The 14,900-nt window shown below is 63.4% G+C and carries 15 protein-coding genes; 9 read left to right on the top strand and 6 right to left on the bottom strand.

Annotated features, from left to right (window positions below; genetic code table 11):
- Window positions 1–6: 6 nt before the first annotated feature.
- The 4 genes from fabA to G7025_RS15015 all read right to left on the bottom strand — a co-directional run bounded on the left by fabA (window position 7) and on the right by G7025_RS15015 (window position 5,721).
- Window positions 7–522 (bottom strand): 3-hydroxyacyl-[acyl-carrier-protein] dehydratase FabA, encoded by a 516-nt coding sequence (gene fabA / locus G7025_RS15030; RefSeq protein ID WP_010211704.1) that lies wholly within the window; start codon window positions 520–522, stop codon window positions 7–9.
- A 249-nt stretch (window positions 523–771) separates the two neighbouring features.
- Window positions 772–2,673: an ATP-binding protein gene (locus tag G7025_RS15025; protein ID WP_181079959.1), complete on the bottom strand. Its 1,902-nt coding sequence runs from the start codon at window positions 2,671–2,673 to the stop codon at window positions 772–774.
- Window positions 2,670–3,599 (bottom strand): ABC transporter substrate-binding protein, encoded by a 930-nt coding sequence (locus G7025_RS15020; RefSeq protein WP_181079958.1) that lies wholly within the window; start codon window positions 3,597–3,599, stop codon window positions 2,670–2,672. Before G7025_RS15020 ends, G7025_RS15025 begins: the two co-directional genes overlap by 4 nt.
- A gap of 1 nt (window position 3,600) precedes the next feature.
- Complete coding sequence (locus G7025_RS15015) at window positions 3,601–5,721, bottom strand: TonB-dependent receptor plug domain-containing protein (protein WP_349679101.1); 2,121 nt, start codon at window positions 5,719–5,721, stop codon at window positions 3,601–3,603.
- 195 nt (window positions 5,722–5,916) lie between these two features.
- Between G7025_RS15015 and G7025_RS15010 the strand changes: the two genes are divergently transcribed.
- The 8 genes from G7025_RS15010 (at window position 5,917) to G7025_RS14975 (ending at window position 12,145) form a co-directional block, all read left to right on the top strand.
- A complete protein-coding gene (locus tag G7025_RS15010) occupies window positions 5,917–6,942 on the top strand; it encodes an NAD(P)H-dependent glycerol-3-phosphate dehydrogenase (RefSeq protein WP_181079957.1) in 1,026 nt (341 codons plus the stop codon).
- A gap of 10 nt (window positions 6,943–6,952) precedes the next feature.
- Entirely contained in the window at window positions 6,953–7,300 is a 348-nt protein-coding gene (locus G7025_RS15005; protein WP_181079956.1) for a DUF4389 domain-containing protein, read from the top strand.
- Window positions 7,297–7,746 (top strand): phosphohistidine phosphatase SixA, encoded by a 450-nt coding sequence (sixA, locus tag G7025_RS15000; protein ID WP_181079955.1) that lies wholly within the window; start codon window positions 7,297–7,299, stop codon window positions 7,744–7,746. Before G7025_RS15005 ends, sixA begins: the two co-directional genes overlap by 4 nt.
- Before the next feature lie 133 nt (window positions 7,747–7,879).
- Window positions 7,880–8,323, top strand: a complete 444-nt coding sequence (locus G7025_RS14995) for a hotdog fold thioesterase (protein ID WP_181079954.1) — start codon at window positions 7,880–7,882, stop codon at window positions 8,321–8,323.
- Between the two features lie 97 nt (window positions 8,324–8,420).
- The gene (locus tag G7025_RS14990; protein WP_181079953.1) at window positions 8,421–9,224 is read left to right on the top strand and encodes an alpha/beta fold hydrolase; all 804 of its coding nucleotides are present in this window, start codon (window positions 8,421–8,423) and stop codon (window positions 9,222–9,224) included.
- Window positions 9,221–10,075, top strand: a complete 855-nt coding sequence (locus G7025_RS14985; RefSeq protein ID WP_181079952.1) for an alpha/beta hydrolase — start codon at window positions 9,221–9,223, stop codon at window positions 10,073–10,075. The genes G7025_RS14990 and G7025_RS14985 overlap by 4 nt, the downstream gene beginning before the upstream one ends.
- A 114-nt stretch (window positions 10,076–10,189) precedes the next feature.
- Window positions 10,190–11,008, top strand: a complete 819-nt coding sequence (locus tag G7025_RS14980; RefSeq protein ID WP_181079951.1) for a DUF4892 domain-containing protein — start codon at window positions 10,190–10,192, stop codon at window positions 11,006–11,008.
- Between the two features lie 75 nt (window positions 11,009–11,083).
- On the top strand, window positions 11,084–12,145 hold the full coding sequence (locus G7025_RS14975; protein WP_181079950.1) for an AI-2E family transporter: 1,062 nt from the start codon (window positions 11,084–11,086) through the stop codon (window positions 12,143–12,145).
- Here the strand turns inward: G7025_RS14975 and G7025_RS14970 are convergent.
- Window positions 12,142–13,176, bottom strand: coding sequence for a sensor histidine kinase (locus tag G7025_RS14970; RefSeq protein WP_181079949.1), 1,035 nt, complete (start codon window positions 13,174–13,176; stop codon window positions 12,142–12,144). The genes G7025_RS14975 and G7025_RS14970 overlap by 4 nt on opposite strands.
- Window positions 13,176–13,940 carry a response regulator gene (locus tag G7025_RS14965; protein ID WP_181079948.1) on the bottom strand — a complete coding sequence of 255 codons (765 nt, stop codon included), beginning with the start codon at window positions 13,938–13,940 and terminating at the stop codon, window positions 13,176–13,178. The genes G7025_RS14970 and G7025_RS14965 overlap by 1 nt, the downstream gene beginning before the upstream one ends.
- Window positions 13,941–14,199: 259 nt before the next feature.
- Between G7025_RS14965 and pyrF the strand changes: the two genes are divergently transcribed.
- Entirely contained in the window at window positions 14,200–14,898 is a 699-nt protein-coding gene (gene pyrF, locus G7025_RS14960) for an orotidine-5'-phosphate decarboxylase (RefSeq protein ID WP_181079947.1), read from the top strand.
- The last annotated feature ends 2 nt before the right edge of the window (window positions 14,899–14,900 follow it).

Below are 14,900 nucleotides of genomic sequence, written 5' to 3'. Positions count from 1 at the left end.
TAACCCTTAAAAGTTGTCAGTGGAAGTGAATACGCCGACCCGAAGGCCTTCGGCAGTATAGATCTCGCGACCGTCGACGCTCACCGAACCATCGGCGATGGCCAGGTTCAGCTTGCCCTTGAGGACGCGCTTGATTTGAATGTTATAGGTGACTTTCTTCGCGGTCGGCAGGACCTGTCCGAAGAATTTCACTTCGCCCGAACCCAGGGCACGGCCGCGACCCGGCAGGCCTTGCCAGCCGAGGAAGAAACCGACCAACTGCCACATGGCGTCGAGGCCCAGGCAACCTGGCATCACAGGATCGCCTTCAAAATGGCAGGCGAAGAACCAGAGGTCCGGGGTGATATCCAGCTCGGCGACCAATTCACCTTTGCCGTACTTGCCACCTTCTTCGCTGATATGGGTGATGCGATCCACCATCAGCATGTTGGGGGCGGGCAGTTGCGCGTTACCTGGGCCGAACAGCTCACCGCGACTGCAGCGCAGCAGGTCTTCCCGAGTAAAGGCGTTTTGTTTGGTCATGCGAGCTCCTCAATAATCCCATGCGGCAGGGTAGGGTAGATCTTCCCGAACCGAATGAAGCGTTCATGCCTCATGTCGGCAGCCTACACATAGACTATTGCGTTGTAGTGAAAGTCACAGCGTCAAGGTACTCAATGTACACATGTTCACTGAAATGTTAAACCGGGCCCGTTCAAGGGCCCATTTGGGTGCCTAAGACTGCCGCACTTTCGTCTTTCACGCCAGTCGCAGTTGGCTCATCGCGCGGCATTACTGCACCCAGCGCTGCAGGATTTGCTGCAGATCGGTACGTTTGAACGGCTTGGCCAGGTAATCGTTCATTCCCGCCGCCAGGCAAGCTTCACGGTCGCCCTGCAAGGCGTTGGCGGTCAGGGCAATGATGGGCAGGTCGGCGCAGCCGGGTAACCGGCGAATCTGCCGAGTGGCTTCGTAACCATCGATCAGCGGCAGGCGGCAATCCATCAGGATCGCCGTGAAAATCAGGCTTTCGGCGCTGCGGATGGCTTCGGCGCCGTCGGTGGCCAGGCTCACCTCGTACCCGAGGCTGCGCAGCATGGCTTCCACCACGGTGCGGTTGACCGGATTGTCCTCCACCAGCAGCACGTGACGGCCTTCGCCGGCGGCGCCTTTGCGCTCGGCATCGGGGGGAGCGGAGGGCAGGCTGTGCTGGTCGATGGCCAGCGGGAGCTCAAGGGTAAACACCGAGCCACGGCCTTCTTCACTCTGGGCGCGCAGTGTGCCGCCCATGCGTTCGGCCAGCGTACGCGCGATGGGCAGGCCCAGGCCCGTGCCGCCGTAGCGCCTGGATATGGAGCTGTCGGCTTGCTGGAACGCATCGAACATCAGTTCCAGGCGTTCGGCGCAAATTCCGATTCCGCTGTCGCGCACGGTGCAGGTAAACCACACCAGCTCATGGTCGAGGGTCTGCCAATGAGGCTCGACGCTCACGCTGCCCTGCTCGGTGAACTTCAATGCGTTGCCGATCAGGTTCACCAGAATCTGCCGGATACGCGTGGGGTCGCCCCGCACCCGCAGCGCCTCCATGCCCGGCGGGATCGGCAGTCGCAGCGCCAGCCCGCGCTGCTGGGCGCTGTGCTGGAAGGCTTGGGCGCAGCTGTTGATCAGGTCGGCCAGGTTGAAGGGGATATGTTCCAGCTCCAGGGCCGCCCGTTCGATGCGCGAGAAATCGAGGATGTCGTTGATCACCTTGAGCAAATGCTCGGTGGATTCGGAGGCCAGCGCCGCATATTCGGTCTGTTCCTCGGTCATCTCGGTGGTTTCCAGCAACTGCAGCATGCCCAGCACGCCGTTCATCGGAGTGCGTAATTCATGGCTCATCATGGCCAGGAAATCCGATTTGGCGTTATTCGCGCGCTCGGCCTCTTCGCGGGTCTGGATCAATTGGGCCATGGCCTGCTGTTGTTCGCGACTGGCCTGGTTGAGGCCTTCGGCCAGGTTGTTGATATGCCGCGACAGATCGCCCAGCTCCGAGTCGTCCACGATCGGCAGCGCGGTCTTGTAGTGGCCCTGCTGGATAGCTTTTACCGCAGTCCCCATGGCGCTGATCGGCTGTGACAGGCTGGCGGCCAGGCGCCGGGCCAGCAGGAAGGTAAACAGCAGCGTGAACAGCGCCAGGATGCCGGCCTTGAGCAGGATCTCCTGCTGGCGCTGGCTGAACGCATCGTTGGACATACCGACGATGACCCGACCCAGGTAGTCCGCACGCGGCGCCTTGGTTTCGTTGAGGTTGTCCTGGAAAAAGTCGTTGCCCAGCTGGATATGCTGCAGGCGAATCGGCGCCTGGAACACTTTTACCGACAGCGAGCGATCATGTTTTTCCGAAGGCTGTTCGACGTACACCAGAATATTCTCGGTGCTGTCCTGAATCTCCAGGAAACGTACATGAGGCGTCGCCAGCGTGGCGCGCAGCAGGCTCTCGAGCACGTCGGTGTTGCCGGAAATCACCCCATATTCAGTCGCCGGCGCCAACTGGTTGGCGATCAGTTGCCCGGTGTGGTCCAGCTCCTGGCGCAGGTCCTGGATGCGCACGAAGGTAAAGAAGCTGATCAGCAGCAATGTCAGCACCAGCGCCGGGCCCAGGGTAATGAGCTGGGTGCGGGTATTGATGTCCCAACGACGGCGCAGGGTCATGGGCGTTTTTCTCCTTCGGCCAGTTGCGCCGCGACCTGGGCTTCATCGACCTGTTCGATCCCCAGCGAGCGCGCCACTTGGGCGTTGCCCACCACTTTGAAATGGTCCGGATAAACCGAGCGCGGCCAGTTGGCGGGGGCATGGTCGAGCAAACGGTCGAGTACCGCCAGCCAGTCGGTCTGGTCGCTGTAAGTGCTGGCCAGGCTGCCGGCCCGCACAAAGCCGGCGTTGGGGCCCACCAGCGGCAGTTGCTGGGCGTAGCTGCTCAACAACAGGTTTTTTGCGGTTTTCGGGTTGTACAGCTGTGGGTCATCCAGGCCCAGCAGTACGTCGCTGTTCCTGAACAGGCTTTGCAGAGGGCGACTGTCACTGGTGTTGTCCCAGCGCTGGGGCACGATTTCCAGGTTCAGGGGGGCGGCATGCTGACGCAGTTCGGGCAGCAGGAACTCGCTTTCGGCGCCATACAGAACGCCGATCCGGCGTGCCTGGGGCAGGATGCGCGTAATCAGGCGCAGCTGGCGCGCCAGCGGCGGGTCGCTCCATAGCAGGCTGACATGGGCATGTTGCGCAGCGCCCGGGTGCTGATGTGCCTGCAGCCGGCTGATGCGCAGCACCAGCGTCGGTGGGCCCTGATCGTCCTGCAGGCGCCAGTCGAGACTGGGCAGGTCGAGCAGGATCAAGCGTGTGCTGGCGGGCAGACGGCCGGGCGCGGGTAAGTCTTTGAGCGGGGTAAACGTCACATGGTCTTCGGGGCGTTGCCGCGCCAGGGCCTGAGTAAAGGCCTGCACCCCGTCACTGTCTTCGGCGGCCGTCAGCAATACCTCGGCGGCCCATGCCGGTGCAGCCAGCAGCAGGCACGCCAGCAACGAACAGCGGCGCCAGAGCGCGGAGATGAAGGAGAAGGTCATCCGTGACGGGGCGGCCATGCTAGAACTCCAGCTCCGCACTGAAGTACAGCACGTGGCGCTGGTCGTAGGTGTTGTCGGCCCATGTGGTGGGCTGGTCGTCGAGGCGCTGCTGCAGCATGCCGGCCAGTTCCACATTGGCTTTGCCCAAGGCAATGCGTTTGGCCACGCGCAGGTCGACCCGTTCGAAGCGGTACTGGTTGAGGGCGTCGTCGCCATAGTAGAACAGCGCGCTGGACCAGCCGCGACCCCATTCACGCAGCCAGCCGGCCGAGCCACTGTTGCGTGCGGTTTGCGCCTTGTCCCTGGGGTTGCTGGCGGTGGCGTCGACGTACGCATAGGTCATGCGCAGGCGGTCGGCGTTGCTGACGCGCCAGTCCAATTGGGTTTCGGCGCCGGTGAACCGCGAACTGTTGGCGTTGCTGGCGATGTATTGGTTATTGCGCAGCGGCGAGCTGATCATGTCGGTGATCTCGTCATAGAACAGCTTCACGTCCATGTTCAGGCCGACGTCGGCGAAAAACCCGTTGTAACCCAATTCCCGTGAGCGCATCAGCTCTTTATCGAGGTTGCCGGGGCCACGTGTTTTTACGAAGTATTGCGCGGAGCTTTGTCCGAACGCCGGCGAGCTCAAGTTAGTGACGCGGTAGCTCCAGTTGACGTTGTTCTCGAACATGTCCGGCGAGCGGATCGCCTCGGAGTACACCGCGCGCAGGCCGTGACGCGGGTTGATCAGGTAGTTGACCGCCACCCGGGGCGTCAGCGAATTGCCGCTCAGGTGAGTGTCTTCATACATGGCGCCACCCTGCAGCAACCAGTGTTCGCTGGCGCGCCATTCCAACTGGCCGAACAGGCGCCAGGTGGTGTCGTCCAGGGTGCCGTTGAAATAGGTGTCGGAGTCGGCACGGTCATAGCGATAGTTCATGCCACTGACCAGGCGCAGGCTGTCGGACAGGCTGAGGGTGTCCTGAATCTCCAGGTCGTAGCGGCTTTCCCGGGTGCTCTGGTCGATGTCGCCGCATACGCTCTGGTTGGCGCCGTTGCGCCATTGGTCCAGCACCTGGTTGGCCAGCGCCTGCTCGGCGGCGCTGCCTGGCGGGGCGCTGCCCTGGCTGTAGGTGTCCATATGCCGGGCCAGCTTTTCCGCGTAATTGGGGTTCAGTTGCCACAGCTGGGTCAGTTCCGGGCTGAACGAGACCTTGGCGTCGCAGGCTTTCCAAATCTGCCGGCGGTCCCACCGTTGAGCGGAGCCCTGGATGTACAAACTGTGTTCCGGGTTGAAGTCGAAATTCCAGCGCAGGGAACCGGCGTAGTCCTTGGACGTGACGTCGGAATTGGTACCGCCCTCGGTAATGCCGGCGAACACCGGGCTGTAGGTGTAAGGGCGCTGGTTGGTGCCTTCCTTCGCATCCAGTTGCCAGTCGATGCTCTGCTGCGTATTCAACGTCTGGCTTACGGCCAGGCTGAAGCGGTTGAGGCGACGGCCATCGCGGCGGTCGGCACCGGCGGCATCGCTGTCGAAACCATCATCTTGTTGCCCGGACAGCGACAGGCGCAGGTCGCCGGTTTCCCAACCCGCGCCCTGGCTGGCATAGAAGTCGTTGATGCCGCGCTCGCCGCGAATCACTTTGACCCGCGAGCCATGGCTGTTGGCCGGTGAGCGCGTGAGGATATTGACCACCGCCATCAAGGCGTTGGCGCCGTAGCTGACGGTGTTGGGGCCACGGAACACCTCGATGCGCTCGATATCTTCCATGGCCACCGGAATATCGCTCCAGTCCACTGTGGCCAGGCCTGCGCGGTATACCGAGCGGCCGTCGATCAACACCTGCATGCGCCGGGCGTCGCTGGCGCTGGTGCCGTGGTAGTTGACCGCCGCCTGGTTGCCGGTGGTGTAGCCGACCATCATGCCGGGCACCAGGCGCAGCAGCTCGCTGATGTCGCGCGCACCGCTGGCCTTGATCAATTCGCTGTCGATCACCGTCATGCTGCCGGGCACGGCGGCGGCCGACTGCTTGAGGCGCGTGGCGGTCAATACCTGCGGCAGCGGCTGGCTGTCGAGGAACAAGTCGTCAGCCAGTGCAGCACTGCTGCACAGCAGCATCAGCAGAAGAGACGAACGGGGAGGAGGGCGCAGATGCACGGTGCGGCCTTGATCATGACGGATAGCCGCCCATGTTAACCGAGGCGCGGCCATTTGCCAGTCGTCGGCCCTGCAATTACTTCACCTACCCGTGGCATTTTCCGACAAGCGCGCGAATCGACAGGGGGGCTGGCCGCAGGCGGGTCGCTCCGTATAATGCCGCCATCGCCACTGGTATGGATTAACGGATTGCATATGACTCAACAGCGCCCTATTGCGGTCCTGGGAGGCGGAAGTTTTGGTACCGCCGTGGCTAACCTGCTGGCCGAGAACGGCCATGCGGTGCGCCAGTGGATGCGTGATCCCGAGCAGGCCGAGGCCATTCGTGTACACCGCGAAAACCCCCGTTACCTCAAAGGCATCAAGATTCACCCGGCAGTCGAGCCGGTCACCGATCTGCTGGCTACCCTCACGGACTGCGAGCTGTGCTTCGTCGCGCTGCCGTCCAGCGCCTTGCGCACGGTGCTGGCGCCCCATGCCGAGCGTCTCGCGGGCAAGTTGCTGGTCAGCCTGACCAAGGGTATCGAGGCGCAGACCTTCAAGTTGATGAGCGAGATCCTTGAAGAAATCGCGCCCCAGGCGCGCATCGGCGTGCTGTCCGGGCCGAACCTGGCGCGGGAGGTGGCCGAGCACGCGCTGACCGCTACCGTGGTGGCCAGCGCCGACGAAGCGCTCTGCGAGCGTGTCCAGGCGGTGCTGCATGGTCGCACGTTCCGCGTTTATGCCAGCAGCGACCGTTTTGGTGTCGAATTGGGCGGCGCGTTGAAAAACGTCTACGCGATCATCGCCGGCATGGCGGTGGCGTTGGGCATGGGGGAAAACACCAAGAGCATGCTGATCACCCGCGCCCTGGCGGAAATGACCCGCTTCGCGGTGAACCAGGGCGCCAACCCCATGACGTTCCTCGGGCTGGCCGGCGTGGGCGATCTGATCGTCACTTGCTCCTCGCCCAAAAGCCGCAATTATCAGGTGGGGTTTGCCCTGGGCCAGGGCTTGAGCCTGGATGAGGCGGTCACGCGCCTGGGCGAAGTGGCCGAAGGGGTCAACACGCTCAAGGTTCTCAAGGCCAAGGCTCAGGAGGCCGGGGTGTACATGCCGTTGGTTGCCGGGTTGCACGCTATCCTGTTTGAAGGGCGCACCTTGGACCAAGTGATCGAGCTGCTGATGCGGGCCGAGCCCAAAACCGATGTCGACTTTATTTCCACCAGTGGTTTCAACTGAGGAACGCACCATGAACGATCCCAAAGCTGCTCCCAAGTACGAATCCATGGGCCTGCGCATCCTGTGGATGCTGGTGTTCGCCCTGGTCTGGCAGGTGGCGCAGTTCCTGCTCGGTGCGCTGGTAGTGGTGCAACTGGTTTATCGCCTGATCTACGGCGCGCCGAACCTGGGCCTGATGAATTTTGGCGACAGCCTCAGCCAGTTCCTTGCACAGATCGGCCGGTTCGGCAGCTTTCATACCGAGCAAAAGCCCTGGCCGTTCGCCGACTGGCCGGCGCCACGCGCACCCGAAGGCGAGGCGCCCCACAGCGTGCCGGCGGCGCCGCACCCGGTGCGCGATGAAGAGCCGAAATTGTGAAGCTGTGGATCCTGCGTCACGGTGAGGCCGAAAGCCAGGTGCGCACCGACGCCGAACGCAACCTCACCGAGCATGGCCGCGCAGAGGTGCTGCGCAGCGCCGCACGGTTGATCGGCCAACCCCTCGACGCGATCATCGCCAGCCCTTACACACGGGCGCAGCAAACCGCGCAGCTGGTGCGCGAGGCGCTGGGGTTTGAGCCGGATATTGACACCGTGCCGTGGCTGACGCCCGAAGGCGATCCGCGGCAAGTGCTGGCCCACCTCGATGGCGAGCAGAACGTGCTGCTGGTCAGCCATCAGCCGTTGGTGGGCAATTTGATCAGCTTCCTGCAGCACGGCCATTGGCGCCAACCGCAGCCGATGTACACCGCCAGCCTGGCGCAGTTGGAAGGCGAGTTCTTGCTGGTGGGGTCGATGAGGCTGGTGAGCGTGCAAAACCCCTAGCGGTGCGCCTTCCTTGCGTTAACCCGCATCATCGATGCGACTTATGGCGCACATTTACACGCCGGGAGCGCGCGCATCGAGACGATTGTGTGGCAGGATTAGGGTCATCATAAAAACACCAAAGGACACCTGCATGAGCCTGTGGCGCACCCAACCGAATATCGAACACCTCAACGCCAGCCAGAAAAACACCATCGGTGAATTGCTGGATATCCGCTTCGAAAGTTTCGACCACGAGTCCCTGACCGCGAGCATGGTGGTTGACGCGCGCACGCATCAACCTTTCGGCCTGCTGCACGGCGGCGCGTCGGTGGTGCTGGCCGAGAGCATCGGCTCGATGGCGGCCTACCTGTGCGTCGACACCAGCAAATACTACTGCGTGGGCCTGGAAGTGAATGCCAACCACCTGCGCGGTGTGCGCAGCGGCCGGGTGACGGCGGTGGCCAGGGCTGTGCATATCGGGCGCAGCACCCAGGTGTGGGACATTCGCCTGAGCAACGAGGAAGGCAAGGCCACATGCATATCGCGCCTGACCATGGCGGTGGTGCCGCTGGGCGAGAACCCACCGGCCCGATAGGCGTGGCGTGAGTGTCACCATTCCTGGCAGTTACAGTCATTGCTGTGCCGGCCGTGCGTGATGACAATCAAGTCCTGATATTGCAGATGGATCCGGTATGTCGCAGCACGTGTTTTTCGCTCACGCCAATGGCTTCCCTTCGGCTACCTACGGCAAGTTGTTTGCCGCGCTGGCGCCGGAATATACCGTGGCGCACCTGCCGCAGCATGGTCACGATCCACGGTTTCCGGTGGACGATAACTGGCACAACCTGGTGGATGAACTGATCCACCATTTGGAGCAACAGCCGCAGCCGGTATGGGGCGTGGGCCATTCCCTGGGGGGCGTGCTGCATTTGCACGCCGCCCTGCGTTGCCCGCAGCTGTATCGCGGGGTGGTCATGCTCGACTCTCCGGTACTGACCCGCGCCGACCGCTGGGTGATCCGCGCTGCCAAGCGCTTCGGGTTTATCGACCGCCTCACCCCGGCCGGGCGCACCCTGGGTCGGCGCGAGGAATTCGCCGACCTGGACGCCGCGCGCCGCTATTTCTCCGGCAAGACCCTGTTTCGTGGCTTCGACCCGGACTGCTTCGAGGCCTACCTGCAACATGGCCTGCAACCGGTGGGCGACCGCTTGCGCCTGCGCTTCGACCCGGCCACCGAGATCAGCATCTACCGTGGTGTACCCCATACCAGCCCCGGCCAGGTGCGCCAGATGAAAGTACCGCTGGCGGTGGTGCGCGGCCGGCAGAGCCGCGTGGTGATGCGTCACCATGCCAGCGGCGTCGGCCGTCTGCCCCTGGGGGAAATGCTCACCATGCCCGGCGGCCATATGTTCCCGCTGGAACGTCCGCAGGACACCGCCACCCTGATCAAAACCCTGTTTGCCCGCTGGGACGCCCGTGAGCGCAGCTGCGCATGAGCTCGCCGGTCGAAGAAGTGCGCCTGAGCCTGCCTCATATCGAGTTGGCCGCCCATCTGTTCGGTCCCGAGGACGGGGTGCCGGTCATCGCCCTGCATGGCTGGCTGGACAATGCCAACAGCTTCGCGCGCCTGGCGCCGAAGTTGACAGGGCTGCGCATCGTGGCCCTGGACATGGCCGGCCACGGGCACTCGGCGCACCGCCCGCCGGGCGCTGGCTACGCCCTGTGGGATTACGTCTACGATGTGCTGCAAGTGGCCGAACAGTTGGGCTGGAAACGTTTTGCATTACTTGGCCACTCCCTCGGTGCCATTGTCTCACTGACGCTGGCCGGCGCCTTGCCTGAGCGCATCACGCACCTGGGCCTGATCGACGGCGTGATCCCGCCCACTGCCCCTGGCGAGAACGCGGCTGAGCGCCTGGGCATGGCGTTGCAGGCGCAATTGAACCTGCGGGACAAACGCAAACCGGTGTACGGCACCCTGGAGCGTGCAGTCGAGGCCCGGATGAAGGGCTTGGTGGCTGTGAGTCGTGAAGCTGCACAATTGCTGGCCCAGCGTGGGTTGATGCCGGTACCGGGCGGTTACACCTGGCGCACGGACAGTCGCCTGACGCTGGCTTCACCGATGCGTCTGACCGACGACCAGGCCATGGCCTTCGTACGGCGAGTCAATTGCCCTGCGCAATTGGTGGTGGCTGCCGACGGCATGCTGGCGAAACATCCCGAATTGCTTTCCCAGCTACCCTTTACAGTGACGACGCTGCCGGGCGGCCATCATTTACACCTGAATGATGAGTCCGGCGCGGTCCTTGTTGCAGACTGTTTCAATCGGTTCTTCTCCGCGCCTTGACTTGGGGCGGTCAACTGCCGAGGCTGGGCGGATTGAAAGGGAGTCAACCATGCGCAATTTCAACACCGAGCTTAAAACCGCGGCAATCTTCAATGGCCAGGGCTTACCTGTCCGATGAGCCTGCGTAACGACTGCATCCGTCTGCTGGGGTTGTGCGCGTTCAGCCCACTGGTGTTCGCCGCCGACGTACCGGGCAGCCAGGACTTACCCGCCGTGGCCCGCCAGGTCGACGCGCAGATCGTCGATTATCGCCCCGCTGAAGAAAAGGAACGCATCTATCCCCTGGGCGCCATCCGCAAGATCAGCGGCCAGCTGCGTTACGAAGGCCAGGCCATCGCGCGGGGCCGGGCCACTGCCATTACCTATGAATTGCCTCCCGAACACTCCTCCAGTGCGGCCTTCACCGCCACGCGCGAGGCGTTGCAGGCCCAGGGCGCGCAGTTGCTGTTCTGGTGCCAGGCCCGTGACTGCGGTGAAAGCAGCCTATGGGCCAATGAGATCTTCGGCAACGCCAAGCTGGTGGGGGCTGACAGCCAGCAGGAGTACCTGCTGCTGCGCCTGGCCGAGCCACAGGCCAATTCACTGGTGGCCCTGTACGGCATCACCCGTGGTAATCGCCGCGCGTACCTGCATGTGGAGCAACTGGACGCCGGCAACCCGTTGGGCAACCTGCTGCCCACGTCGGCCACCCTGCTGCGCGAGCTGAAAAGCACCGGCGAGCTGGACTTCCCCGCATTGAGCGATGAGCCGGACGATACCTGGCTGACCCTTATTTCCCGTGGCTTGAACCTCGACACCACCCTACGCGTGAGCCTGAGCGGACCGAACGCCGAAGCCTGGCGCCAGGCGCTGGTCGACAAGGGCGTGCGCGCTGCGCGCATGGAGAGCGGCAGCAGTGAAACCAAAGGTCTGCATGTGCATCTGATACGCTGACCGGTACCGGGCGAACGGACCCGCGCCGTTCGCCTAAGCTTTCTTCCTACAGCCTCCTTTTTTCAGAGATACCCCATGCTCAATAACGATCGCCTGCTGGTGCAAATCCTGCTGCTGGTGCTATTTGGTGCCAGCTTCTGGGTGATGGCGCCGTTCTGGTCGGCGCTGTTCTGGGGCGCGGTGCTGGCGTTCGCCAGTTGGCCTTTGATGGTGTTGTTGACGCGCTGGCTGGGCGGTCGTGAGTCGCTGGCCGCCGCCATTCTGACCTTGGGTTGGATGCTGCTGGTGGCAGTGCCGCTGGTGTGGCTGGGGTTCAATCTGGCGGACCATGTGCGCGATGCCGTGGCGTTGATCAAGGATATCCAGGTCGATGGCTTGCCCGAGGCGCCGACATGGCTGGGTTCGATCCCTTTGGTGGGTGAGCGGCTGGTGGCGATGTGGGACAGCATCGACCAGCAGGGCGCGGCGCTGATGGTCAGCCTCAAGCCGTACCTGGGACAGGTCGGCAACTGGCTGCTGGCACGCAGTGCGCAGATCGGCGGCGGGATTCTGGAGCTGACCTTGAGCCTGGTCTTCGTGTTCTTTTTCTACCGCGACGGGCCGCGCCTGGCGATGTTCGTCCACCGTTTGCTGGAGCGCCTGATCGGTGATCGCGCCGGCTACTACATCGAATTGGTGGCCGGCACGGTGCAGCGTGTGGTCAATGGTGTGATCGGCACCGCTGCCGCCCAGGCGGTGCTCGCGCTTATCGGCTTCCTGATCGCGGGCGTGCCGGGCGCGCTGGTGCTGGGCATCGTGACCTTCCTGCTCAGCCTGATTCCCATGGGCCCGCCGTTGGTATGGATTCCGGCCACGGCCTGGCTGGCGTGGAAGGGCGATTACACCTACGCGGTATTCCTCGGCGTGTGGGGCACGTTCGTCATCAGCGGCGTGGACAACGTGCTCAAGCCTTACCTGATCAGCCGTGGTGGAAACCTGCCGTTGGTGATCGTGCTGCTGGGCGTGTTCGGCGGCTTGATCGCCTTTGGTTTTATCGGCCTGTTCATCGGCCCGACCCTGCTCGCCGTGGCCTACAGCCTGTTGATGGACTGGAGCGCGACCCAGGCACAGGGTCGTCGGGACGACAAGGCGCTTTAAGCCCTGGGCAACCGCATCACTGCGGTCAAGCCGCCGCCGGGTGTTTCCTCCAGGCTCAAGCGGCCGCCCAGGCGTTCCACGGCCTGCTTGGCAATCGTCATGCCCAGGCCGACGCCGCCGGAGTTGCGGTTGCGTGAGCCTTCCAGGCGAAAGAACGGCTCGAACACCGCTTCGCGTTTGTCCGTGGCGATTCCGGGGCCGTGGTCGATGACGCGGATGACCAGCGCTTCACGGCTGTCCTGCAGGTCCACAAGCGCCGTTCCTGCGTAGCGCAGGGCGTTATCGATCAAGTTGTTAAGGCAGGAGCGCAAGGCCATCGGTTGCACTTGAAGCGGCGCGCAGGTGCCGGCAAATTGCACGTCGCAGCCCTGGTCCTGGGCGTTTTCGCTGATCGATTCCACCAGCGCCTGCACGTCCAGCCAGTGCCGGGTTTCGCTGGTGCGTTGTTCGTGCAGATAACTCAAGGTCGCATCAAGCATACCGATCATGTCGTCCAGGTCCTGGCGCATCTGGCCCTGGAGCCGGGTGTCTTCAATCTGCTCCAGGCGCAGCTTGAGGCGAGACAACGGCGTGCGCAGGTCATGGGAAACGGCCCCGAGCATGCGCGCGCGTTGGCTGACCTGCTCGCGGATACGCCGCTGCATCAGGTTGAAGGTCGACGCGGCTTGTTGCGCTTCCAGCGGGCCGGATTCGTCGAGCGGCGGGCTGTCGAGGTCCAGGCTCAAGCGTTCGGCGGCTTCACTCAGGCGCTGGATCGGCCGACTGAGCAGCTTGGCGCCGTACCAGGCGGCGACGATCAGCGAAATGAATTGAAACGTCAGCGGCACCACCGGGCCGCCGAACCAGGAGCGTTTATGCCTGGGCAGCGGTTTCATCGTGCCGTCAGGCTGCTCTACAAAAGTCTCTTCGGGCGGCGGCGGGGGCGGGCCATAGTGGTGGAACCAAAAGAACCCCAGCACGTGGGCCAGCACAATGGCCACCAGCAACACGCCGAACAGCCGACCAAACAGCGTATTGAAGGGGCCGCGCATCAGCCGATGTCCCGCGCGTCGAACAGGTAGCCTTCGCCCCGCACGGTCTTGATCAACTGCGGCGCCTTGGGGTCATCCCCGAGTTTCTGCCGCAGGCGCGAGACCAGCAGGTCGATGCTGCGATCGAATGCCTCTATGGACCGCCCGCGCGCGGCATCCAGCAATTGTTCACGGCTCAGTACCCGGCGCGGGCGCTCGATGAATACCCAAAGCAGGCGGAATTCGGCGTTGGACAGCGGCACCACCAACCCGTCGTCGGCCACCAGCTGGCGCAGCACGCTGTTCAGGCGCCAGGTGTCAAAGCGAATATTGGCACGCTGCTCAGTGCGGTCGTCGCGCACGCGGCGCAGAATGGTCTGGATGCGCGCCACCAGCTCGCGCGGCTCGAAGGGCTTGGACATGTAGTCGTCGGCTCCCAATTCCAGCCCGATGATGCGGTCCGTGGGTTCGCAGCGCGCGGTCAGCATCAGAATCGGAATATCCGACTCCGCCCGCAGCCAGCGGCACAGCGACAGGCCATCCTCGCCCGGCAGCATCAGATCGAGCACTACCACGTCAAAGGTTTCGGCGTGCATGGCCTGGCGCATCTCGGCACCGTCGTTGACGCCGGTGGCCAGAATACTGAAGCGCGCCAGGTAATCGATCAGCAGTTCACGAATCGGCACATCGTCGTCGACCACCAGCGCGCGGGTGGTCCAGCGCTTGTCATCGGCGCTCGCCGGACCTTTTTGCTCGTCGTTCACAGGGGCGCAAGGGGTTTGCATAATGCGGTCATCTGCCAGGTGGTTGCGGTCAGCATAGGCGCCCAGCCCCATGGCTGGTAGTGCAGGTCGCAGGGTCGTGCGAGCGAGGCTAGCGGCGGGGCGTGTTGGGGGCGTGTCTTGAATGTATCGACTTTGAAATATATGCCCCGAATGCCCGTCAGAGCACGCTTGGTCAGTATTTACCGATCATCGGATCCCGCAATGGCGTCGCTTGCGCTACAATCCGCGCCGATTTCGACTTGCCTGAGAGCCTATTCCAATGTCCGCCTGCCAGACTCCTATCATCGTCGCCCTGGATTACCCCACCCGTGACGCCGCACTGAAGCTGGCTGACCAGTTGGACCCAAAGCTTTGCCGGGTCAAGGTCGGCAAGGAATTGTTCACCAGTTGCGCTGCGGAAATCGTCGGCACCCTGCGTGACAAAGGCTTCGAGGTGTTCCTGGACCTGAAATTCCACGATATTCCCAACACTACCGCCATGGCGGTCAAGGCTGCGGCTGAAATGGGCGTGTGGATGGTCAACGTGCATTGCTCCGGCGGCCTGCGCATGATGAGCGCGTGCCGTGAAGTGCTGGAACAGCGCAGCGGCCCCAAACCGCTGCTGATCGGTGTGACCGTGCTGACCAGCATGGAGCGCGAGGACCTGGCCGCAATCGGCCTGGACATCGAGCCTCAGGAGCAGGTGTTGCGTCTGGCGGCCCTGGCGCAGAAAGCCGGCCTCGACGGCCTGGTGTGCTCGGCGCTGGAGGCCCAGGCGTTGAAGGCCGCGCACCCGTCGCTGCAACTGGTTACCCCCGGCATCCGCCCGGCGGGCAGTGCCCAGGACGACCAGCGCCGCATCCTGACCCCGCGTCAGGCACTGGACGCCGGTTCCGACTACCTGGTGATCGGCCGTCCGATCAGCCAGGCGGCGGATCCGGCCAAGGCGCTGGCGGCAGTGGTTGCCGAGATCGCCTGATC

The sequence above is a fragment of the Pseudomonas lurida genome, from assembly GCF_013522705.1.
GTDB classification, from domain to species: domain Bacteria; phylum Pseudomonadota; class Gammaproteobacteria; order Pseudomonadales; family Pseudomonadaceae; genus Aquipseudomonas; species Aquipseudomonas quebecensis.
This window is presented reverse-complemented; position numbering and strand designations above follow the sequence as displayed.

What these genes read in the sequence shown, in the direction of transcription:
- fabA (WP_010211704.1), bottom strand. Translation starts at nt 522, where the DNA reads ATGACCAAACAAAACGCCTTTACTCGGGAAGACCTGCTGCGCTGCAGT.
- G7025_RS15025 (WP_181079959.1), bottom strand. Translation starts at nt 2,673, where the DNA reads ATGACCCTGCGCCGTCGTTGGGACATCAATACCCGCACCCAGCTCATT.
- G7025_RS15020 (WP_181079958.1), bottom strand. Translation starts at nt 3,599, where the DNA reads ATGGCCGCCCCGTCACGGATGACCTTCTCCTTCATCTCCGCGCTCTGG.
- G7025_RS15010 (WP_181079957.1), top strand. Translation starts at nt 5,917, where the DNA reads ATGACTCAACAGCGCCCTATTGCGGTCCTGGGAGGCGGAAGTTTTGGT.
- G7025_RS15005 (WP_181079956.1), top strand. Translation starts at nt 6,953, where the DNA reads ATGAACGATCCCAAAGCTGCTCCCAAGTACGAATCCATGGGCCTGCGC.
- G7025_RS14995 (WP_181079954.1), top strand. Translation starts at nt 7,880, where the DNA reads ATGAGCCTGTGGCGCACCCAACCGAATATCGAACACCTCAACGCCAGC.
- G7025_RS14990 (WP_181079953.1), top strand. Translation starts at nt 8,421, where the DNA reads ATGTCGCAGCACGTGTTTTTCGCTCACGCCAATGGCTTCCCTTCGGCT.
- G7025_RS14985 (WP_181079952.1), top strand. Translation starts at nt 9,221, where the DNA reads ATGAGCTCGCCGGTCGAAGAAGTGCGCCTGAGCCTGCCTCATATCGAG.
- G7025_RS14980 (WP_181079951.1), top strand. Translation starts at nt 10,190, where the DNA reads ATGAGCCTGCGTAACGACTGCATCCGTCTGCTGGGGTTGTGCGCGTTC.
- G7025_RS14975 (WP_181079950.1), top strand. Translation starts at nt 11,084, where the DNA reads ATGCTCAATAACGATCGCCTGCTGGTGCAAATCCTGCTGCTGGTGCTA.
- G7025_RS14970 (WP_181079949.1), bottom strand. Translation starts at nt 13,176, where the DNA reads ATGCGCGGCCCCTTCAATACGCTGTTTGGTCGGCTGTTCGGCGTGTTG.
- G7025_RS14965 (WP_181079948.1), bottom strand. Translation starts at nt 13,940, where the DNA reads ATGCAAACCCCTTGCGCCCCTGTGAACGACGAGCAAAAAGGTCCGGCG.
- pyrF (WP_181079947.1), top strand. Translation starts at nt 14,200, where the DNA reads ATGTCCGCCTGCCAGACTCCTATCATCGTCGCCCTGGATTACCCCACC.